At 54.7% G+C, this 21,009-nt stretch carries 21 protein-coding genes; all 21 read right to left on the bottom strand.

Annotated elements, in window-relative coordinates:
* Positions 1–106: 106 nt before the first annotated feature.
* Complete coding sequence (locus ACCI51_RS04575) at positions 107–844, bottom strand: peptidoglycan DD-metalloendopeptidase family protein (protein WP_371842758.1); 738 nt, start codon at positions 842–844, stop codon at positions 107–109.
* Positions 845–1,065: 221 nt separating this feature from the next.
* Positions 1,066–2,028, bottom strand: coding sequence for a DUF368 domain-containing protein (locus ACCI51_RS04570; protein WP_371842757.1), 963 nt, complete (start codon positions 2,026–2,028; stop codon positions 1,066–1,068).
* On the bottom strand, positions 2,025–2,696 hold the full coding sequence (locus ACCI51_RS04565; RefSeq protein ID WP_299586220.1) for a protein-L-isoaspartate(D-aspartate) O-methyltransferase: 672 nt from the start codon (positions 2,694–2,696) through the stop codon (positions 2,025–2,027). Before ACCI51_RS04565 ends, ACCI51_RS04570 begins: the two co-directional genes overlap by 4 nt.
* A gap of 52 nt (positions 2,697–2,748) precedes the next feature.
* Entirely contained in the window at positions 2,749–3,732 is a 984-nt protein-coding gene (gene truD, locus ACCI51_RS04560) for a tRNA pseudouridine(13) synthase TruD (protein WP_371842756.1), read from the bottom strand.
* Positions 3,704–4,189, bottom strand: coding sequence for a 2-C-methyl-D-erythritol 2,4-cyclodiphosphate synthase (gene ispF, locus ACCI51_RS04555; RefSeq protein ID WP_371842755.1), 486 nt, complete (start codon positions 4,187–4,189; stop codon positions 3,704–3,706). Before ispF ends, truD begins: the two co-directional genes overlap by 29 nt.
* On the bottom strand, positions 4,189–4,908 hold the full coding sequence (gene ispD / locus ACCI51_RS04550) for a 2-C-methyl-D-erythritol 4-phosphate cytidylyltransferase (RefSeq protein ID WP_371842754.1): 720 nt from the start codon (positions 4,906–4,908) through the stop codon (positions 4,189–4,191). Before ispD ends, ispF begins: the two co-directional genes overlap by 1 nt.
* Positions 4,905–5,192: a septum formation initiator family protein gene (locus tag ACCI51_RS04545; RefSeq protein ID WP_299586231.1), complete on the bottom strand. Its 288-nt coding sequence runs from the start codon at positions 5,190–5,192 to the stop codon at positions 4,905–4,907. Before ACCI51_RS04545 ends, ispD begins: the two co-directional genes overlap by 4 nt.
* A gap of 88 nt (positions 5,193–5,280) precedes the next feature.
* Positions 5,281–6,567: a phosphopyruvate hydratase gene (gene eno, locus ACCI51_RS04540; protein WP_299586233.1), complete on the bottom strand. Its 1,287-nt coding sequence runs from the start codon at positions 6,565–6,567 to the stop codon at positions 5,281–5,283.
* Between the two features lie 237 nt (positions 6,568–6,804).
* Positions 6,805–7,650: a 3-deoxy-8-phosphooctulonate synthase gene (gene kdsA, locus ACCI51_RS04535; protein WP_299586235.1), complete on the bottom strand. Its 846-nt coding sequence runs from the start codon at positions 7,648–7,650 to the stop codon at positions 6,805–6,807.
* 57 nt (positions 7,651–7,707) lie between these two features.
* Positions 7,708–9,342 carry a CTP synthase gene (locus ACCI51_RS04530; protein WP_299586237.1) on the bottom strand — a complete coding sequence of 545 codons (1,635 nt, stop codon included), beginning with the start codon at positions 9,340–9,342 and terminating at the stop codon, positions 7,708–7,710.
* Between the two features lie 127 nt (positions 9,343–9,469).
* A complete protein-coding gene (gene tilS / locus ACCI51_RS04525) occupies positions 9,470–10,777 on the bottom strand; it encodes a tRNA lysidine(34) synthetase TilS (RefSeq protein ID WP_371842753.1) in 1,308 nt (435 codons plus the stop codon).
* A gap of 298 nt (positions 10,778–11,075) precedes the next feature.
* The gene (locus ACCI51_RS04520; protein ID WP_371842752.1) at positions 11,076–11,978 is read right to left on the bottom strand and encodes a putative glycoside hydrolase; all 903 of its coding nucleotides are present in this window, start codon (positions 11,976–11,978) and stop codon (positions 11,076–11,078) included.
* Positions 11,932–12,306 (bottom strand): glycoside hydrolase family 3 N-terminal domain-containing protein, encoded by a 375-nt coding sequence (locus tag ACCI51_RS04515; RefSeq protein WP_371842751.1) that lies wholly within the window; start codon positions 12,304–12,306, stop codon positions 11,932–11,934. Before ACCI51_RS04515 ends, ACCI51_RS04520 begins: the two co-directional genes overlap by 47 nt.
* A gap of 123 nt (positions 12,307–12,429) precedes the next feature.
* Positions 12,430–12,708: a hypothetical protein gene (locus tag ACCI51_RS04510; RefSeq protein WP_371842750.1), complete on the bottom strand. Its 279-nt coding sequence runs from the start codon at positions 12,706–12,708 to the stop codon at positions 12,430–12,432.
* A gap of 4 nt (positions 12,709–12,712) precedes the next feature.
* Positions 12,713–12,904, bottom strand: coding sequence for a hypothetical protein (locus tag ACCI51_RS04505; protein WP_371842749.1), 192 nt, complete (start codon positions 12,902–12,904; stop codon positions 12,713–12,715).
* A gap of 372 nt (positions 12,905–13,276) precedes the next feature.
* Entirely contained in the window at positions 13,277–14,233 is a 957-nt protein-coding gene (locus ACCI51_RS04500; protein WP_371842748.1) for an acetyl-CoA carboxylase carboxyltransferase subunit alpha, read from the bottom strand.
* 92 nt (positions 14,234–14,325) lie between these two features.
* Positions 14,326–17,844: a DNA polymerase III subunit alpha gene (gene dnaE, locus ACCI51_RS04495; protein ID WP_371842747.1), complete on the bottom strand. Its 3,519-nt coding sequence runs from the start codon at positions 17,842–17,844 to the stop codon at positions 14,326–14,328.
* A 58-nt stretch (positions 17,845–17,902) separates the two neighbouring features.
* A complete protein-coding gene (locus tag ACCI51_RS04490; protein WP_371842746.1) occupies positions 17,903–18,118 on the bottom strand; it encodes a DUF1289 domain-containing protein in 216 nt (71 codons plus the stop codon).
* A gap of 12 nt (positions 18,119–18,130) precedes the next feature.
* Positions 18,131–18,673, bottom strand: a complete 543-nt coding sequence (locus tag ACCI51_RS04485; RefSeq protein ID WP_371842745.1) for a gamma carbonic anhydrase family protein — start codon at positions 18,671–18,673, stop codon at positions 18,131–18,133.
* Positions 18,674–18,770: 97 nt separating this feature from the next.
* Positions 18,771–19,292: a methylated-DNA--[protein]-cysteine S-methyltransferase gene (locus ACCI51_RS04480; RefSeq protein WP_371842744.1), complete on the bottom strand. Its 522-nt coding sequence runs from the start codon at positions 19,290–19,292 to the stop codon at positions 18,771–18,773.
* On the bottom strand, positions 19,289–20,770 hold the full coding sequence (locus ACCI51_RS04475; RefSeq protein WP_371842743.1) for a DNA-3-methyladenine glycosylase 2 family protein: 1,482 nt from the start codon (positions 20,768–20,770) through the stop codon (positions 19,289–19,291). Before ACCI51_RS04475 ends, ACCI51_RS04480 begins: the two co-directional genes overlap by 4 nt.
* Positions 20,771–21,009 lie beyond the last annotated feature (239 nt).

Genomic DNA, 21,009 nt, shown 5'->3' with positions numbered 1-21,009 from the left:
ACTGAATCGGCCTGACCCTTCGGTCGCCACGATTTCAGTGACTACCTCAAGTGGTATTAGTTAAAAGTCCATTTTTATTTACAGAGCTTCGCGACCCCCTTCCGGCTCACGGTAGATAAGTGAGAGGATTCACTGGCTGACCGTTCTTACGTATTTCAAAGTGGAGCTTGTCGCGGTCGGTACCACTTGAACCCAGTTCCGCTATCCGTTGCCCCGCTTTGACCTTGTTGCCCTCCTTCACCAATAAACGATGATTGTGGGCATAAGCACTCAGATACATCTCATTGTGCTTGACGATCAGCAGTTTGCCGTACCCTCTCAATGCACTACCAGCGTAGATAACAGTGCCATCAGCTGCTGCCAGTACAGATTCTCCCTTTTCACCGGCGATATCAACACCCTTGCGCAGGGGGTCTCCAGAGCGGAACTTGCTAATGACTTGCCCACGGGCAGGCCAGCGCCAATGGATCGGCCCTGTGCGCTTGGTTAGCGCTTTTTGGCGCGTAGAATTTTTCGTTAAAGATTTTTTATTCTTGGCGGAAATAACTTTTTTTGAGGATGCTGGCTTGTTCGCCGTTTTAGCTGGGGTTACCACAGGTTTGGAAGCGGTGCGGATAGGTGCGCTACCGCTGAGTTTAAGACGCTGGCCAGGATAGATGTTATAGGGCGTTTTGATGCCATTGATGGCCGCAAGCCGGCGAAAATCCTTACCGTAACGCCAGGCGATCGAATACAGGGTATCCCCCCGGCTCACAGTATGATAGTTGAGCCGGATGCTGGGAGGCTGCTTTAGGGAACTGCTGGGCGCTCTGTGGCCGGCGCAGGAAGCCAGGGCCACGATCATGGTACTAACGCCCAATATCTTTAACACCAAAGTCAAAAAATGACCAACATTAAGGATATTGTTCCGCCAAAAAAGGCCTTCAATACGTCGTAAAAGATGACATTCCATTATTCTCTTTTTACATCAGACCACGGCATTTATGGAAAAAGTGTCTAAAGAAAAGCTCTAAAAATCACTGAAAAAGCTTCATAAAAAGCTGCCACACCGAGATATTCCAGATCTTATTGCGGTGTGGCGCAGGATTTTCCTCGTTGAGCCCCTCCAAAATAATCAATAGCGAGAACCAGTACCACGGCGACCAGCGCAACTGTAATTGCGGCACCTATATGGGCGCTCTCGCCGGTTTGCGCCATAAAGTTTGATGGAGAGGTATTACTCAGAAGAGGGGCTAGCTTAGTGGAAACCCCCTCCGCATTATCCATCGGTAACTTCCATGGCCAAATGATCTTCAGGCTGCCCAGTAGAATTCCGCCAAGAAATGCCAGTGTGCGGGCAATATATTTATGCATCAACCAAGAGAGTAATCGACTAAAGAGCATCAGTCCTAGGGCGGCGCCTGCTGCGAAGCATAGTAAATTCGTTATCTGTAGCGTATGTACCGCTGTAAGTACTTTTGGGTAAATTCCTATCATTAACAGGATGAAAGCACCGGAAATCCCGGGCAAAGTCATGGCACAAATCGCCAGCGCACCCGATAAAAATAAAGTGAGTGGCGTCGCAGGAATTTCGCCTGGACGAAGCTCACTCAGAGCAATAGCCAGGGTAACACCCAACAATAGGAAAGCTATCGTCGATGGAGACCACCTGGGTATATTGCGCAGTATGGGTAGGATTGAAGCCAAAACTAAACCGAAGAAGAATGCCCAGACCAGTATTGGATACTCCTGCAGTAGGATGCTGATAACGCGTGCAAGGCTGAAAATACTGATCAGCACCCCTAAAAACAGGGATAAAAGGAAGCTTCCATTAATATACTTCCAGGCTGCCGATAGCCCTTGCTCTCGCCATATTGTGAAGCAGTGCGGACCAATCCGGCTGAGAGATTCGATTAATTCCTGATAGATACCGGTGATAAAGGCGATAGTACCGCCGGAAACACCTGGAACCACATCTGCGGCCCCCATCCCCATCCCGCGTAGAACCACGCCTGGGTAGCGGCTTTTGAAGAGCCCAATAAAATTCATCGAACAACACCACTGAGCAGAGGTACAAAGCGCACTGCCTCTAGTTTTTCTACATCGAATTGATCGCTATCCTGGCGGCGCGAAATCATCATCAAGTACTGTGTCTCTGCCCCCACCGGAATAACCAATACACCATCAGGACCCAACTGTTGCTTCAACTCATCGGGGACTGTCGTAGGTGCCGCTGCTGCCAAGATTGCATCGTAAGGCCCTTTTTCGGGCCAGCCAAAACCACCGCTGCTGAGATTGTACTCAATATTTTGATAACCCAGCTCGGTGAGACGTCGGCGTGACTTCTCTAGCAGGGGTTCGACACGCTCAACCGAAAAAAGTTGTTCAACCAGCCGAGAGAGTATTGCAGATTGATAACCAGAACCAGTACCGACTTCCAAAACTCGACGCAGGGACTTGGCCCGGCTCAGCAGCAGTTCGGTCATACGCGCGACAATGTAGGGCTGGGATATCGTTTGGCCATAACCAATCGGTAAGGCTGTATCCTCATAGGCACGGATAGCCAGGGCTTCATCCAGGAATAAATGTCTGGGGGTTGAAGCCATCACATCGAGGACAACTTCATTGCTAATGCCCTCATCCCGCAGACGCTGTATCAGGCGATTGCGGGTACGCTGGGAGGTCATTCCCAAACCTTCGTGTCTCAAGCGGTCCATATGCTGTTTAATTCCTTCGCCTATATATCACTCTCGCTTTCAGTCACAAATTTTATGTGTCCGAGTTCACATTGACCAGCTGCGCTACCTCCCTAAGCAGGGCCGTTGCGAATGCGCCGGGAGGCAGAGCAAACTCCAGAACCAAGTCATCAGACTTCCATTGATAACGGAAAGCTTCAGGACACAAGATTAATGGCCGGCGCTCCTGCTTGAGTCCACAGTGCTCCAGCCAGTTACACCAAGCCTGCCACGCCTCCAGAGTACTCTGTTCCAGTTCACCCTGAGCACCACTGGAGAGGTTTCGTCCACGTCCCCACAGTGGGCCACTGGGCTCGCTCTGCGGCTCACCATCGAGACACTGTTGCCAGCTTCCGCGATTCACTCTCTCAGCTAACACCTGATTAAATAGCCAGCTGCGCGCAGCCGACATGGCAAAAGCTTTTTCACTCTTACGGCAGCGTCCCTCTTCTTCTGCAAGTTGGCGTGCCAAGTCCAGGTTACCGCCATCAATGCCGAAACGCTGTTCGCCAAAATAATTTGGGATGCCATTGCCAATTCGCTCGAGAACACCCTCTGCAGCCTCGCGATCACCGCTAACATTGCGTAGTCGAATTTTAAATCGATTGCCGGCGTGCTCACCGCGACGCAGCTTGCGTGCGCCCCGGAAAGCCTGTAACAGAGAAATTTCATCGCTGTTGATCTGTGACCAATCCGCCTCTGGCTTCTGCCCGAGCCAGACACTAAACCATTGGGTGGTAACCGCGTGTCTATCCTTCAATCCGAAATAGCTCACATCCAGCGGGCGGACTCCGGCAAGCTTGGATAGCTGTTTTGCCACCCAAGCAGTATTGGCACCGCGCTTTTTGATAAGCAGGTATATGTGTTCGCCGCCTTCAGCAGGCTCGGGAAATGCCAGCTCATCGACGACAAAATCTTCCGCCTCAGTACGAAAATCGGCAGTGACTGGTGCCCCACCCAAAGCATAGGGCCAATTTAAATTCCAAACCTCAGACATCATGGCGCCCCAGTAAAACAATAGCCTGCGCCGCAATACCCTCGCCACGCCCAGTAAAACCGAGTGTTTCCGTTGTCGTCGCCTTCACGCTGATATCGGCAATATCGACACAACAATCCTCAGCAATCACACTGCGCATCATTTCAATGTGCGGTGCCATCTTTGGCGCTTGGGCAACCAGGGTGGCATCTGCATTTACCAGACGGTACCCCTTATCCTTCAGTAAAGCTAAAACATGTCGCAATAAAGTGCGGCTATCGGCACCGCTGTAGCGCTCATCGGTATCGGGAAAGTGGTGACCAATATCACCTAGGGCCAGGGCGCCTAGCAGCGCATCACACAGGGCATGCAGGAGAACATCTCCATCCGAGTGGGCCTTTAAACCATACCGATGGGGAATCTTTACCCCACCCAGCACCACATGATCACCTGGGCCAAACGCATGCACGTCAAAGCCCTGGCCAATTCTAAAACTCACTATCGCTTATCCTCGGTGGGAGCGTAGCGCAGACGTAGGATTGCCTCTGCCACTACGATATCGGAGGGGTGGGTTACTTTGATATTGTCACTCTGTCCTTCAATAAGCTGGGGAGAGTGGCCAAAAAATTCGAGTGCGCTGGCTTCATCGGTTATAGCTGCGCCCTGATTCAAGGCCTGACTGATACAGTTACGCAGCAACTCTAAGGGTGCGCGCTGTGGGGTCTGCGCGAGCCAGATCTGAGTGCGATCTAGCGTGCGCTCAACAAAGGTCGCCCCCCCCGTATCACAGCCTTGTTTTACCGTGTCACCAGCCGGTCGCGCCAATAGCGCGGTGGCAGAGACTTCGCGATCGAGCAATGCGGTAATGTCCCCCAGCGCTACGCAGGGGCGTGCGGCATCGTGGACTAGCACTGGCGTATTCCCCGACTCCCGCGCAGAAAGGAATTCCAGTGCCGCAAGAACAGAATCCGCCCGCTCATCACCACCAACGACCCTATGGACCTTGGGGTGGTTCGCTTCTTTCAGGTGAGAGAAAAACGCATCCTCCGCCGATAAAGCCACAACAATTCCGGCAAGTCCGGGCCAACTCAAAATATTCTGTAATGTCAGTGACAATAGCGGGCGCCCCAGTAAGGGCAAATACTGCTTGGGGCGATCGGCCCCCATACGCTTGCCGACTCCGGCAGCGGGGACAACCACCCAATAATCTGTAATCACTTTTTAGCCTCTTCCGAATCCAGGAAGATAAACAGGGTTTCCCCTTCCTTTATAAACCCCAGGTCATAGCGCGCCTTGGCTTCGACACCATCGGTGCCCACTTTCAAGCTTCGTACTTCCCGCAACAGTTGACGATTTTCCCGCGCCAAAGCGGCATTTTTTTCCTGCTGCTGGGCGAGCTGTCGTTTGAGTCGGGTAACTTCGGCGAGACTGCCTTCACCGACCCAGAGGCGGTACTGAGTGGAGAGCAGTATGAAGGTGAGAATTGCCAGCAGCCATTTCATACGAGATTACGATATTTTGCTGAGCGTAATAAAACCGGCTGGTGGGGCATTACATGCCCCACCAGCCTACTTATGTTAAGCAATAGCGTTATTTGAATTCAGCACGGCCGCGGTAGGGGGCAGCACCATTTAGCTCAGCTTCGATACGCAACAGGCGGTTATACTTGGCGACACGGTCGGAGCGACACAGAGAACCGGTTTTAATCTGGCCTGCAGCAGTGGCAACAGCCAAGTCCGCAATGGTCGTGTCTTCAGTCTCGCCGGAGCGGTGGGAAATCACAGCGGTATAACCGGCGTCTTTGGCCATCTTAATTGCATCCAGGGTTTCGGACAGAGAGCCGATCTGGTTGAATTTGATTAGGATAGAGTTGCCGACACCTTTCTCAATGCCTTCTTTAAGGATCTTGGTGTTGGTCACAAAGAGGTCATCACCTACCAGCTGTACCTTGTCACCGATTTTATCAGTCAGCGCCTTCCAGCCGTCCCAGTCGCTCTCATCCATACCGTCTTCGATGGACAGAATCGGGTAGTTAGAAGACAGGTCGGCCAGGTAGCTGGCAAAACCTTCGCTATCGAACTGTTTACCTTCGCCGGCCAAGTCATATTGGCCATCTTTGTAGAATTCGGAGGCGGCGCAATCCAGAGCCAGAGTAATATCATCACCCAGGGTATAACCGGCTTTTTCCACCGCTTCAGCAATAACTTTCAAGGCAGCTTCATTCGAAGGCAGGTTTGGAGCAAAGCCACCTTCATCACCAACTGCGGTATTAAGATTGTTGCTGGATAGCACTTTCTTCAAAGCGTGGAAAATCTCCGCTCCCTGGCGCAAGGCTTCTGCAAAGCTCTCCGCCTTAACCGGCTGCACCATAAATTCCTGGATATCCACATTGTTGTCGGCGTGCTCTCCACCGTTGATGATATTCATCATCGGAACCGGCATAGAGTATTCACCAGGTGTACCGTTTACTTCAGCAATGTGTTGGTACAGAGGGATTTTTTTCGAGGCTGCCGCCGCCTTCGCTGCCGCCAGAGAAACGGCGAGGATGGCATTGGCACCCAGCTTGGCTTTGTTTTCGGTACCATCGGCGTCGATCATGGCCTGATCGAGTGCACGCTGATCGGCTGCATCCATACCCTTAAGCAGGTCGGCAATGGTCGTATTGATATTTTCAACCGCCTGCAATACGCCTTTACCCAGGTAGCGACTCTTATCACCATCGCGCAATTCGAGAGCTTCACGGGTGCCGGTAGAAGCGCCGGAAGGAGCACAGGCGGAACCGATAGAACCGTCTTCCAGGATTACATCAGCTTCGACGGTAGGGTTACCGCGGGAATCCAGCACTTCGTAGGCTTTAACAGCGACAATTTTGCTCATTGACAATGGGCTCCGTATTGGTACTAACTTAAACAGTTACTAACTATTAAATAAGTTACCACCTGAAAGTGGTTACTTTTTAGAAAAGAATTCGTAAATTACTCGCGCCTGGCCTGTTACGGCGATGCTCCAACAATTCCAATACTGGAATTTACATACCCATTTAAACTTTAGTGAAATGGCTGTAATTAGAGCACCGCGCGTCCAGGCCGGGCGCGGGCAAAATTTTTCTTACCGTTATTTTGTATCCAGCGGCGCAAAACCTTTAATCAGGTCGTCCACGGCTTTCATTTGTGCGAGGAAGGGCTCCAGCTTATCCAGTGGCAGTGCGCTGGGGCCATCGCACAGGGCTTTATCGGGATTCGGGTGTGCTTCTAAGAACAGGCCAGCAATACCTATAGCCAGCCCTGCACGACCAAGCTCAGTGACTTGCGCACGACGCCCACCGGAAGCGGCACCGGAGGGATCGCGCATCTGCAGAGCGTGAGTCACATCGAAGATCAGCGGGGCACCGCCAGAAGCATCGATCATGGTGCGGAAGCCCAGCATATCGACAACTAGATTGTCGTATCCAAAGCAGGCACCGCGCTCGCACAAAATAATATTCTCGTTACCGCACTCAGCAAATTTCTCCACCACATTTTTTACCTGGGGTGGGCTCATAAATTGCGGCTTTTTCACGTTGATCACCGCACCGGTGGCCGCCATAGCGGCAACCAGATCAGTTTGACGGGCGAGGAAAGCCGGCAGCTGGATAATATCCACTACCTCGGCCACAGGCGCCGCCTGGTAAATTTCGTGAATATCGGTAATCAGGGGAACGTTAAAAGTGTCTTTGATTTCCTGGAAAATCTTTAGGCCCTCGTCCATTCCCGGTCCGCGATAGGAATTAATGGAGGAGCGGTTGGCCTTATCAAAAGACGCTTTAAAAATATAGGGAATACCCAGTCTTTCAGTGACCTTAACGTAGTGTTCCGCGACCTGCATAGCCAGGTCGCGGGACTCCAAAACGTTCATACCACCGAAAAGGACAAACGGCTTGTCGTTGGCAACCTGGATATTTCCAACTTCAATAGTTTTCATTTTATTTCCCTATTATCTCACCCCCAGCCACCCGGGCTGGGGGAAGGAATGACGACTTCAGCCCTGGTTTTCACGCTGCTGCATTGCCGCGGCCACAAAACTTTCGAACAACGGGTGACCGTCCCGAGGAGTCGAAGTGAACTCCGGGTGGAACTGACAGGCAACGAACCAGGGGTGATTCGGCAACTCAACCATTTCCACCAGGGTATCGTCCGCAGACCAACCGCCGATTTTCAAGCCGGCCTGCTGGAGGCGATCAACGTAGTTGTTGTTCACTTCGTAGCGGTGGCGGTGGCGCTCCACAATGACGTCGGCACCGTAAATATCACGGGCTTTAGAATCTTTGGCGAGACGACATTCCTGCCCACCCAGGCGCATGGTACCGCCGAGGTCAGACTGCTCGTCGCGCTTCTCGATCTTGCCTTCGCTATCGATCCACTCGGTGATCAGGCCGATCACCGGGTGCGGGGTCTTGGTATTGAATTCAGTGCTGTTAGCACCTTCGAGGCCGAGCACATTGCGAGCGAATTCGATAACTACAGACTGCAGGCCAAGGCAGATACCCAGGTAAGGGATATTGTTCTCTCGGGCGTAGCGGACAGATTCCAGCTTACCCTCGAGGCCGCGCTCACCGAACCCGCCGGGGACCAGAATCGCATCGGCCTCTTTGATCAGATCCGTGCCGTTCTCGCCTTCAACGTCTTCTGCGTTGATAAAATCGATATCCACCTTACAGCGGTGTTTGATGCCCGCGTGGGTGAGAGATTCGATCAGGGACTTGTAGGCATCCAGCAGCTCCATGTACTTGCCAACCATGGCAATTTTCACTTCATGCTGCGGATTGAGTTTGCCATCCACCACCTCGTCCCACTCGGACAAGTCTGGAGCCTGGCATTCAAGTTGCAATTTCTCCACGACGATATCGTCGAGGCCATAGCTGTGCAGCAGACGCGGAACACCGTAGATAGTCTTAGCATCGGGCAGCGGTACTACAGCACGCTCTTCGACATTGGTGAACAATGCGATCTTACGGCGGGAATCCTCGTCGATTTCGCGTTCAGAGCGGCACAGCAGGATGTCTGGCTGCAGACCAATGGAACGCAGCTCTTTCACCGAATGCTGAGTCGGCTTGGTTTTAGTCTCACCCGCAGTGGCGAGATAGGGCACATAGCTCAAATGAATCAGCAGTGCGCGATTGGTTCCCATTTCCACACGCAGCTGGCGCACAGATTCGAGGAAGGGCTGGGATTCGATATCGCCAACGGTACCGCCGATCTCGACGATAGCTACATCCACATCCCGGCCACCTTCCACTACACGACGTTTGATCTCATCGGTAATGTGGGGAATCACCTGAACGGTGCCGCCCAGGTAATCGCCGCGACGCTCTTTGCGCAGCACGGTCTCATACACACGGCCGGTGGTGAAGTTATTGCGCTTGGACATCCGGGTGCGGATAAAGCGTTCATAGTGACCCAGGTCCAGGTCCGTCTCGGCACCATCCTCGGTGACATACACCTCACCGTGCTGGAAGGGGCTCATGGTACCCGGGTCTACGTTGATGTAGGGGTCCAGTTTGAGGATGGTAACCTTGAGGCCACGGGCCTCGAGAATGGCGGCCAGAGAGGCGGAGGCGATACCTTTCCCCAACGAGGAAACCACGCCACCAGTTACAAAAATATAGCGCGTCATGCAAAACCTTGGTCAGTTGAGCGCTCGATGAATGTCGAGCTTACAGGGCTGGCCCGGGTGCGGATAATCCAGCTTCTCCCGGTGCCTTTTAGACGGGGCGCCAAGGTAGCAGAAAACCCTTTTTCACTCAATCGTAAAACCGCCAACCGGGTGGCTCGATCAAAGTTGCATCGCCCGCTTTACAGCAAAACAGCCCGGCAACGGCAACCAACTCGCCGCCCAGGTATATCAGCGGTACTCTGTCTCGCAGCCAGGGCTCCAGGGCCCTCTCCTGCAGAATCTTCTTGAGGGTCTGGGAACGGTCGCGGTCGCGGGGCTGGGTGCGCTCCCCACCCCGGCGGTAACTCACCCGATAAGCCTTCAATGGCCAACCGGGCGCCGGCTCCAATACACCACCTCGAGTCAGCGCTAACGCCGACACGCCGTCCCATTGGAGCACTGCATCGGTGCCGGTAAAGGATTCCAAACCGGGGGTCAGATAGAGGCGTCGCTGAAAGCGCCGCACAACACGCCCCCCCAAACGTACTTCCATTTGTGCATCGACACTCGCGCTCCCAATTTGCGCCATAGCTTCCTGTAGGGCCATGGATTCAGGAGTCATGCCACCTTGTCGCAACACCCAGCTCCGCAATAGATTTTTGCGGCGCACAGTACTCAAATCGCAAAACGCCGATAAAAGGAGGCTCTCCCCAAACCTTTCCGGCCTGACACCACAAGCCTGTAAGTCAGCAAGTGCCAACTCCTCCAGCAACTGCGACGCCTCTCTCAGGTTATCCGCCGCTCGCTGAATACTCTGCCGAGCCGGCCAGCGCGTGGACAACAGTGGCATCACCCTCCGGCGTAGATAGTTGCGCTCTAAAGTCTCATCTGTATTGCTCTCATCCTCAATCCAGCTGAGCCCATGCACAACCGCCCAAGCTTCCAAATCACTTCGCCCGGCTGACAGCAGGGGGCGAAGTAAGGATTTACCTTCACCCAAGTCCCGGCTCTCCGCCATACCCGCCAGCCCGAGAACACCAGCACCTCGCATCAATCGCTGCAAAAAGGTTTCCGCCTGATCATCCCCGTGATGGCCAAGCAAAATTTGATCGCCCGATGACATCACCGAATCAAATGCCTTGTAGCGGGCCCTGCGCGCTCCCTGCTCCACCCCTCCGTCGCCTCTATCGACTAATACTCGCACTGCCATAAAAGGAACTTGAAGCTCACGGGCAAAGGCCTCGCAGTGGCAAAGCCAGCGGTCAGCATTGTTGCTAAGGCCGTGGTGTACATGGACTACGCGAACGGGAATACCACTGAGGGCAAGAAGGTGCAGCAGCACAGTGGAATCCAGCCCGCCGGAAAAACCAACCCACAACTGCCCCTGAGTCGGGTGACGCTGCAGTGCGGACTTTATACGCTCTCTTAGAAGATGTGTTGCGGACTTGGAGATCACTAAACCTATATCCTGGAACTGAGATCGCCACAGTATACCGTTGCTGGGAAGCCGCGATGATACGCTTCTGAGTGAAACCGCGGTATTAGATAACGGCACCTGCAAACAGTAAGCAACACCGACTAATAATCAGCAAGGTGATGACTCACCACTGATACGCTCCCTTTTAGGTGGGCGCTTTGGGCTCTATGACTTAGCCTTTACGAAAAGAGTTTCAGGAGGGTACAACGGCAATAACCAGAAAAAACCGCCTGGGTCGAAGTATTTCGGGCCCAGGTACTTTCTAATATAAAGACAGTTAACCTCCACAACGGATGTCGGCAGAAACTGCCGCATCGGGTACCAACCGCACATTGACTACAGCGATAGCGGCAGCTCCCTCGCTATCTAAACGGAAAGCGCTCAACAACTTGTTGAAGTCGGCGTCGGCGTCGGCGTCGGCGTCGGCGTCGGCGAAACATTGCAGGTCTACCGAGAGACGGGTCCAGTCATTTAACGGCATGGTTTTCAGAATGGGCTGCAGTGGCACCCTGGCAATACAGCGCTCCCCACAGGTCACTGCAGCCTGTACCGGTTCGCGCACTTCCCAATCAACGCGAATGTTCAGTCTCAGGACCGAGCCCTCTTCCAGGTACATATCCAGGTTCTGCCTATACTCCGCCGACAGCTGCACCGCACCCGGACGCAAACCCTTCCATTGGATCAAGCGCGCATCTTCCTGGGAGGACATATCGATCGAGGTCACAACGATATTGTTATCCTCACCACTGGCCGCTTGATTGCCATTGACCGGGATCACCTCAGCGCCCTCTTCGGCAATATTTAATACCCAGGGAGCGCGCGGGCGGGCAACCAACAGCCAGGCGTCTTTCAGCGCGCCCGCCGCCATACCGTCACCGGCCTCAGGCAGGGTGCTACTCACCAGCGACTTGTCATTGGTACTCAATCCATAACCCAGGGCGAATAATGGATCAAAGTGATCATGGTAGGGATTCAGGACCTTCTGATTGAGGTGCATCGGCCAGCTAAATGGCAACCTGCCGGTGAAATCGTACCGAACCCCATCCGCGCTATCCCGGAATAATATATCGGCTACACCGGCACCTTCGGAACCCGGCAACCATGCGGCAACGAAAGCAGCCGATGCATTCAGTTCACTGTTCACCCAAAGCGGACGACCGGGCAGGAAAACACTGGCCAACGGCTTCTCTGGCAATAGCGCGGTGCCCCGCATTACCGAGAATGCCGGCCTTACCCGCCAGGGGCATATTGCGCTCGAACAGGCCCGCGCGAAGCTTCACGCGCAATATACGCCGTACCGCATCCTCCAAGCATTCAGCTCGAATTTCACCACTCTTCGCCTGGGCCAGGGTATTGCTGTAAAGAGCCTTCCAATCCGCAGGCACCATAAACATATCCAAGCCGGCATTAATTGCGGCAGCGCAGCTTTGCAGGGTGCAAGCGGGTACGAAACTATGGCCATTCCAGTCACCCACAACAAAACCATCGAATCCCAAACGCCCCTTCAAGACCTCGGTCAGTAGATATTTGTGGCCGTGCAGTTTCTCACCGTTCCAGCGGTTATATGCTTCCCTCTTTGTTTTTCTTTTCTGGAGTGCACTTTACTGCGGTGTGAAATATCACTTCCTGCTTCAGGGGGAACATAAAAAATGCTTGAGATAGCCGCGGTTAACGAGCGAGAACAACTGTGAAGGCTTCAGGCGGTTGGGCGCCGTGCGCTCATCGCCCAGGGTGGTGACATAAGGGTTTGCCGACACCTGCAAATTGGTAATACCTGAAGCCAGAATAAACAAAGCGCCAAGGAACAACCCATAAACTTCCATGCGCTCCGCTGGAATAAATAACGAGCAGCCCAAAACCGCAATAGCAAGCCCCTTGACAATCCCTTTTTGATAGCCAATTTTACCCACCAGGCTACCCGTCGGCAGGGAAACTAAAAAATACGCCCCAAAGCAACAGAATTGCCTGGGCATAATTAAGTTCAAAAATGCCTTTGAGGTCGGGGATCAGTATATCGTTCAGACAGGTAATAAAGCCCCATATAAAAAACAGCGAAGTCAGGACCAACAACGCAAATTTTTGGCCCGGTTCATCGCCCGCTTGCAATTACCCAGTATCCGTTGCCGTATTACTTGGCAAAATTGCCATATTGATTTTCCAGAACCTTCTTTCGCGGCTATCTCGCAAGCCGAAAGCCAATACCTAAACACTTGTTTTCTTTTTACTTTCCACCATGGGGAAATAGGCACGCCGCAGCGATTTTCGATAAAGGGGGCCAAAATGGGGGTAATAGGGATATGTCAAAGTACCATCGCCACTATTTCGGAGGGAGGCTTTCAGGGAATAGTAAAACACAGTGTCCCAGCCTAACTGAAAGGATTATCGCCAGAGAGGGGAATTAAATTGAAAAGAGCGAGGGCTCCTAAGAGCCCTGATAGAGGGGCAGTTCGATAATCGAAAGTTACCCCTTAGAAAATATCAAGAAATGATATTGCCGTAGCTCATCAGACGCTGGTAGCGCTTCTCCAGAAGCTCATCGATTGGAATAGCACTCAGCTGATCGAGTTGCTCGCTGAGGCGCTCTCTCAAGCTCGCCGCCATGGCGTCCGGGTCGCGATGAGCACCACCGAGGGGTTCGGCGATGGTTTCATCCACAATACCCAGCTCTTCCAACACACTGGAAGTCACCCCCATGGCCTCGGCGGCCAGCGGCGCCTTCTCCACGGTTTTCCAGATAATGTTGGCGCAGCCTTCCGGGGAGATCACAAAGTAAGTCGAGTACTGCAGCATATTGAGTTGGTCACCAACGCCAATAGCCAAAGCTCCGCCGGAGGAACCCTCACCAATCACCGTACATATTATTGGCGTGCGCAGGCGGGACATCACGGCCAGGTTCTGGGCAATGGCCTCGCTGATTCCACGCTCCTCACTATCGATACCAGGGTAGGCTCCCGGTGTATCGATCAGAGTGAGCACCGGCATCTTAAAGCGCTCGGCCATCTCCATAATGCGTAGGGCCTTGCGATACCCTTCGGGCTTCGGCATACCGAAGTTGCGCGCCACCTTCTCATTGACGGAGCGGCCCTTCTCCTCGCCAATTACTGCCACCGGCTTACCATTCAGGCGCGCGATGCCGGCGATAATCGCCTTATCGTCGCCAAAATGGCGGTCACCGTGCAGCTCGTCCCAATCGGTAAACAGGCGCTCGATATAATCCTTGGTATAAGGACGCTGCGGGTGTCGGGCCACCTGGACTACCTGCCAGGGGCTCAGATCGGAGTAGATGGACTCGGTCAGGGTTCTACTCTTATCCCGCAGCCGGGTCACTTCATCAGCGATATTCAGCTCATTGTCGTCACCGACGAGCTGCAATTCTTTAATTTTGCTTTCCAGCTCTGCAATCGGCTGCTCAAACTCGAGAAAGTTGAAATTCATGAAATCTGCGCCTTAACTCTTATCAACGCCACCGGGCAATTACAGCGGCATAGCTTAACTGTACAGAACCGACCAGTCGAGTCCGGTGGATTTTAACGCCGTTCTGCGTATTGCAGCGCCACCCGCTCTCGCCCCAACAGCTCTTTTAATGATTGGACCATCTGATCATTCGGCTCCACATTCCACTGTGGAGGCAGGCGGTAGAGACCTCGCGCATCGTGGCGTAACACTTCCAGACTGACCCCGCACTGCCCACCGGTATAGGGCTGCAGACAAGAGGCCAGGCGTCTGCCCAGACCCGGCGCTATTGCACCGGTATCGATTTGCAGCCGCACCCCGGTCACCCGGCTCTGGCGAAGCTCATCAAGGGTGGAAACCCCATTGACGGTCATCTTCAACCCGCCGCTGTAATCGTCATTGCCCACGGGGCCTTCGAGTACCAGCAGAGCATCTTTTGCCAGTTTGTCGCGATGCTCGCCAAAGGCCTCACTGAACATAGCGGCCTCAATGCGACCGCTGCGATCATCCAGGGTAACAATAGCCATAGAGTCGCCGCGCTTGGTTTTCATCACCCGCATGGCAACGACCAGGCCGGCCACTTTTTGCGCTTCGCGGCCGGGTTTTAAATCGGCGATACGCGCCTTAACTAGGTGCTGCAGCTCACCGGCATACTCATCGATAGGGTGCCCGGTCAGATACAGCCCCAAGGTGTTTTTTTCCCCCTCAAGACGCTCGCGAATACCCCAACAGCGGGTGCGGCGAAAATCCTCGTACACATCACCATCGGAAGACTGCGGCACCACTTCGCCGAACAGGTCCATCATGCCGGCATTGGCATTAGCTTTCTGTTGCTCGGCCGCTTTCACCGCTTCATCCAGTGCGTTAAACAACACAGCCCGGGAATAATCCAGGCCATCGCTACCGCCGGTATCGGGCCCAATGGTGTCGAAAGCACCGGAGCGTACCAACGCCTCCAGGGCGCGCTTATTTACCTTGCGCGGATCGACACGCGAACAGAAATCGAACAGGTCGGTAAAGGGCCCCCCCTCCGTGCGCGCCGCGATAATATTTTCAATCGGCCCCTCGCCGAGCCCCTTGATCGCACCGAGACCGTAAATAATGCGGTTATCGATATCCACCGAGAACTGGAAACTGCCCAGGTTCACATCCGGCGGCACCAGCACCAATTCCATGGCGCGGCACTCTTCGATAAAGGTCACCACCTTATCGGTCTTGTCCATATCCGAGGACATGGTGGCCGCCATAAACTGGGCCGGATAATGCGCCTTCAGCCACGCAGTCTGATAAGACACCAATGCGTAGGCCGCCGAGTGAGACTTGTTAAAGCCGTAACCCGCGAATTTTTCTACCAGGTCGAAGATCTTAATCGCAAGGTCGGGGTTAATGCCCTGCTCTTTTGCCCCATTTTCAAAAGTGGCCCTCTGTTTGGCCATTTCCTCGGGTTTCTTCTTACCCATTGCCCGGCGCAACAGGTCGGCGCCGCCGAGGGTGTAACCCGCCAGCTCCTGGGCGATCTGCATCACCTGCTCCTGGTAGACGATAACCCCGTAGGTGGGCTCCAGGATGGGCTTCAGTTTCTCATGCTGGTATTTGGCATCCGGGTAGGCCACCTGGGCGCGGCCGTGTTTACGGTTGATAAAGTCATCAACCATGCCCGACTGCAGCGGGCCCGGACGGAACAGGGCCACCAGGGCGATCATATCCTCGAGGTTATCCGGCTGCAGACGCTTAATCAGATCCTTCATACCGCGGGATTCCAACTGGAACACCGCTGTAGTCTCCGCCCTTTTGAGCATCTTGAAGGTTTCTTCATCGTCCAGCGGCAGCGCGGCGATATCCAGGGGTTCGAGCCCCTCCCGCCCGCGCTGCTCATCCACCATGCGCTTGGCCCAGTCGATGATGGTCAGGGTGCGCAGGCCGAGGAAGTCGAACTTCACCAGGCCCGCATCTTCCACGTCGTTCTTGTCGAACTGGGTAACCAAACCGGCGCCGGTCTCATCACAATAGAGCGGGGCGAAATCCGTGAGCTTGGTAGGGGCGATCACCACACCGCCGGCGTGCTTGCCCACGTTGCGCGAGACCCCCTCGAGCTGCACGGCCATCTCCCAGATTTCCTGGCCCTCGTCATCGCTATCGAGGAATTCCCGCAGGATCTCCTCCTGATCGAAGGCCTTCTGCAGGGTCATACCCACATCGGGGGGAATCATCTTGGAGAGCTTATCGGCGAGGCCGTAAGACTTGCCCTGCACCCGCGCCACATCGCGCACCACCGCCTTTGCGGCCATGGTGCCGAAGGTAATAATCTGGCTCACCGCCTGGCGGCCGTAGTTATCCGCTACGTAGCCGATCACCCGATCGCGCTTCTCCATACAGAAGTCGATATCGAAGTCGGGCATGGATACCCGCTCCGGATTGAGGAATCGCTCGAACAGCAGGTCGTATTGCAGCGGGTCGAGATCGGTGATATCCAGCGAATAGGCCACCAGCGAGCCGGCACCGGAACCCCGCCCCGGCCCCACCGGAATATCCTGATCCTTGGCCCACTGGATAAAGTCCATCACGATCAGAAAATAACCGGGGAACCCCATCTGGATGATGATATCCAGCTCAAAGCGCAGGCGCTCTTCATAAACCTTGCGCCGCTCGGCATAGTCGGCAGCGGTTTTGTCGAGAATCGCTTCTAAGCGCCGCTCCATGCCGTCATAGGAGACTTTTTCAAAGAACTGGTCCTCGGTCATCCCTTCGGGAATCGGGTATTCCGGCAGGAAGTATTTGCCCAGCTGAATCGGCGCGGAGCAGCGCTTGGCGATCTCCACGGTATTTTGCAGGGCCTCAGGGAGATCGCTAAAGAGCTCCCACATCTCCTCGGGCGTGCGGAAGTACTGCTGGGCGGAATAACGGCGCTCGCGGCGGGGGTCATCCAGGGCGCGACCTTCGTGGATACACACCCGCACCTCGTGAGCCTCGAATTCACTTTCCTCCATAAAGCGCACATCGTTAGTGGCCACTACGGGTAGGTTCAGAGTTTGTGCCAGCTCCACCGCCGAGTGCAGATAGTCTTCATCGCCGGCGCGGCCGGTGCGCTGCAATTCCAGGTAGTAGCGGCCTGGGAACAATTCTGCCCACTCCCGTGCCAGCTCTTCCGCTTGACCGCGGCGCCCCGCAACCAGAGCCCGGCCCACATCGCCGTACTTGGCCCCGGACAGCATCAACACCCCTGTGCTGTATTCCTTTATCCACTCGCGCTTGATATAGGCGTTACCGTGGTACTGCCCTTCCATCCAGGCGCGGGAGATCAGCTCGGTAATATTGCGATAGCCCTCGCCATTCATGGCGTAGAGGGTGATCAGTGTGGGCTTACCCTCGCCGCCCTCACTAAGCCAGAAGTCGGCGGCGGTAATCGGCTTAATACCGGCGCCCAGGCAGGCCCGGTAGAACTTAATCTGGCCGTAAAGATTGCTTTGGTCGGTAATCGCCAGGGCCGGTATTCCCAGCTCCTGAGCGCGAGCAACCGCCGGCTTGATACGCACCAGGCCGTCAATCAGGGAAAATTCAGAGTGAATTCTTAAGTGGACAAAGGGTTGGGTCATAGTCGCGTTTAATTCCGGGCCCTGCGAGGCACGGCCCCAACAAAGCGCTATCGATTGTTTACCAGAGTCGGCCCATCTGCCGAGCGCGCTCGGTGCAGAGTTTCAGTACTGCACGACGTTCCTCATTGTTCATAGTGCCCCAGTGGCTGATCTCAGTTCCGCTGCGGAAACAGCCCTCGCACAAATCCTGTTCATTCAAGGCGCATACGGAGATACAGGGGGACTTTACCGGGCGCTCTCTGGGCACCACGGTTTTTACCGGTTGTTCAGACAACTTTTTTAAACCTCAAGATTTAGCCCCGAGAGACTCGAGCGGAACCAATTCACTGGCAAAGTACTTGCCGTTGGCCGCGTAATGATCACTACTGGCTTTGAGTAGCTCATAGGTGGCTGGATCGAGGGTTTTAATGATCTTACCGGGAGTACCCACCACCATGGAGTAATCGGGAATCACCGTGTCTTCCGTCACCAGCGCGTTGGCGCCGATGATACAGCACTTGCCGATTTTGGCTCGGTTTAGAATCACGGCATTGATACCAATTAGGCTGTAATCGCCAATCTCACAGCCGTGCAGCATCACTTTATGGCCTACGGTGACACCCTTGCCGATAGTGAGTGGCGTACCCGGATCGGCATGCAGGACCGCACCATCCTGCACATTGCTGTGCTCGCCGATAGTAATCGGTGCACAATCGCCGCGTACCACGGCGTTAAACCATACGGAACTGTGCCCGAGCAGGCGTACATCGCCAATCACCCGGGCACCGGGCGCAATGTAGTGGCCCTCACCTTCCAGTTGCGGCTGTTTATCCCCCAATCTGTACAGCATTTGGCCTCCGGCTCAATCTGATTACGAACCGCTTATTATCCCGTGCCCGAGAGAGTCTGGCTAGCGGATGAAGTTTGCGCTTTTCACTTCCCGTCGACTAAAGCAACTCGCCCTGCCTGGCAAAATTGGCACCTTCGAGCGTAAGCAGGCGCGCCTTCAAAGGTAGGCCTCCCGCGTATCCGGTGAGGCTGCCATTCGCTCCAATCACTCGGTGACAGGGAATGATGACGGCCACCGGATTAGCGCCATTGGCCCTGGCCACCGCGCGGATGGCGCGGGGCTGTCCCAACCACTGGGCCTGCTCGCTGTAGCTGCGTGTTTCGCCAAAGGGGATCTGCAACAGTGCATCCCATACCCGGCGTTGGAATTCTGTGCCTCTTGGCGCCAATGGTAAGTCGAAGCTTTTCCGTCGGCCGCTGAAATATTCACGCAATTGCTGGGCGGCCATATCCGCCAGTGCAGAGGCCCCCCTCTGCCACCCGGCTTCCAGGCGCAATGGGCGCTCGGCATCATAAAACTGCAGTGCCACAACACCTTTTTCTACGCCCTCATGACCATCTTCACTGGCGGCAATAGCAACATCACCCAGCTCCATGGTGTAACTTTCATAAACAATCATTTCTGTTCTCCAGATTTCAGGGACTGCCATAGCAAAATGGCGCCGTAAGCCCGCCAGGGCCGCCACTGCTCTGCCCGCGCCAGGGCCTCTTTAGGTTTTGCTTTTTCTCCTTCACTGCCGAGTGCCTGCAGGATACCCAGGTCTGAAGCGGGAAAGGCATCCGGCATCGACAAGCCGCGCATGGCAATATACTGGGCGGTCCAATCACCGATACCCGGCAGCGAGGTGACCTGTGTGCACCAGTCTTCCAGGGATTGCTCGGCAAAATTTACGCGCCCATCCAGCGTTGCCGCAACAAACTCACGCAACGTTTTTGCTCGGGTTCGCGTCACGCCCAGATCCGAGAAATCCGCCTCGGCCAACTGTTCCGCCTGGGGAAATAAAAACCACTCCGTGCCCGAGTCATCCACAAAGGACTCCCCGTAGCGGGTCACAAGGCGCCCGGCAATTGTACTGGCCGCGGCCACGCTGATCTGCTGCCCAAGAATCGCCCGCAACGCATATTCGAATGGATCCCAGGCACCGGGCAGGCGCAAGCCCGGATTCTCCCGCAACTGGCTGCTCAGCAGCGTGTCTTCCTTTAATATCGCCTGGATTTCCTCGATATCCGTATCCAGATCAAACAGACGACGCAGCCGCTGATTGAGTAGATACAGGCCCGTACCACCCTCCTGCCCGAAGATCTCCACGACCAAGCGATTTCGCTCAGCATCGTTGTACACTCGCATGACTCCACGGTAGCGCACCAAATCACCGGTATCCACGGCAAAACTGCGCGAATACACCTCCCCCTCTACCTGCTCCACACCTGTTAGGGCGCGAGCTCCCAAGAAAGCCAATAACGGCTGCCAGTCCAGCGGCGGGCGGTAATCGAGATACAGCCGCACTGGCGTGGCTGCACGCACATCCACACGGCTGGAATGCCCCTCCCGGCGTACTTCCGATGGCGTGCGCTGATATATTTGTTTAAAAACACCATTAAAGCGGCGCAAGCTGTTAAAGCCCGATTCATAGGCAATGTCGGCAATTGGCAAGTGGGTATCACGCAGCAAACGAAAAGCAAAGAGCGCTCTCTCTGTCTGCCAAACCGCCAGGGGACTCACCCCCAGATGTTCGGCAAACAGGCGTCGCAAATAGCGGCTGCTAACACCGAGCCGCTCCGCCAGTCTCTCCACCGACTGCGGCTCCCGTTCACCGCGCATCAGCTTCAGCGCCCGCTGCACCGTGGTGGATACGAGGCCCCAGGCTGGACTGCCGGGCGCGGAATCTGGCCGACAGCGCAGGCAGGGCCTAAAGCCCGCATTAGCAGCCTCCGCCGCCGTGGCAAAATAAGTAACATTGCGCTCCAGTGGTGGACGCGCCGGGCAGATCGGCCGGCAGAAAATCCCAGTGGTCTTCACTGCGGTAAAAAAGCGCCCATCGAAACGCCGGTCGCGGGCCAAGCGCGCACTGGAACAAACTGCTGCATCAATCTTCATAAGTTTCTCTCGTTTCTGACAACCAGTGTATGGATTCCACACCACCGGAACTAGTCAAAAACGGAACCGACCACCACAACGTATCGACCAACAGGTCAGCCCCCCAATACAGCGCGAAGGCGCATGTTTGTGCGCGAGTGCATTATTCATTTTTCTACTGGATATCGCCCCACAAATACTCAGCGTCATCAAAGTTAAAACCGCCTTTTTTCTAACGGCACGGACAGATCTGCCCTGTG

The organism is Microbulbifer echini (assembly GCF_041447225.1).
Classification (GTDB): domain Bacteria; phylum Pseudomonadota; class Gammaproteobacteria; order Pseudomonadales; family Cellvibrionaceae; genus Microbulbifer; species Microbulbifer echini.
The sequence above is the reverse complement of the archived record's forward strand: the minus strand, read 5'-3'. Positions and strand labels throughout refer to the sequence as shown.

Excerpts from the sequence above, each read along its gene's own strand:
- ACCI51_RS04480 (WP_371842744.1), bottom strand. The coding sequence starts at position 19,292 with ATGATTGTTTATGAAAGTTACACCATGGAGCTGGGTGATGTTGCTATT.
- ACCI51_RS04565 (WP_299586220.1), bottom strand. The coding sequence starts at position 2,696 with ATGGACCGCTTGAGACACGAAGGTTTGGGAATGACCTCCCAGCGTACC.
- ACCI51_RS04500 (WP_371842748.1), bottom strand. The coding sequence starts at position 14,233 with ATGAATTTCAACTTTCTCGAGTTTGAGCAGCCGATTGCAGAGCTGGAA.
- ACCI51_RS04530 (WP_299586237.1), bottom strand. The coding sequence starts at position 9,342 with ATGACGCGCTATATTTTTGTAACTGGTGGCGTGGTTTCCTCGTTGGGG.
- ACCI51_RS04475 (WP_371842743.1), bottom strand. The coding sequence starts at position 20,770 with ATGAAGATTGATGCAGCAGTTTGTTCCAGTGCGCGCTTGGCCCGCGAC.
- ACCI51_RS04545 (WP_299586231.1), bottom strand. The coding sequence starts at position 5,192 with ATGAAATGGCTGCTGGCAATTCTCACCTTCATACTGCTCTCCACTCAG.
- dnaE (WP_371842747.1), bottom strand. The coding sequence starts at position 17,844 with ATGACCCAACCCTTTGTCCACTTAAGAATTCACTCTGAATTTTCCCTG.
- ACCI51_RS04575 (WP_371842758.1), bottom strand. The coding sequence starts at position 844 with ATGATCGTGGCCCTGGCTTCCTGCGCCGGCCACAGAGCGCCCAGCAGT.
- ACCI51_RS04485 (WP_371842745.1), bottom strand. The coding sequence starts at position 18,673 with ATGCTGTACAGATTGGGGGATAAACAGCCGCAACTGGAAGGTGAGGGC.
- kdsA (WP_299586235.1), bottom strand. The coding sequence starts at position 7,650 with ATGAAAACTATTGAAGTTGGAAATATCCAGGTTGCCAACGACAAGCCG.
- eno (WP_299586233.1), bottom strand. The coding sequence starts at position 6,567 with ATGAGCAAAATTGTCGCTGTTAAAGCCTACGAAGTGCTGGATTCCCGC.
- ACCI51_RS04570 (WP_371842757.1), bottom strand. The coding sequence starts at position 2,028 with ATGAATTTTATTGGGCTCTTCAAAAGCCGCTACCCAGGCGTGGTTCTA.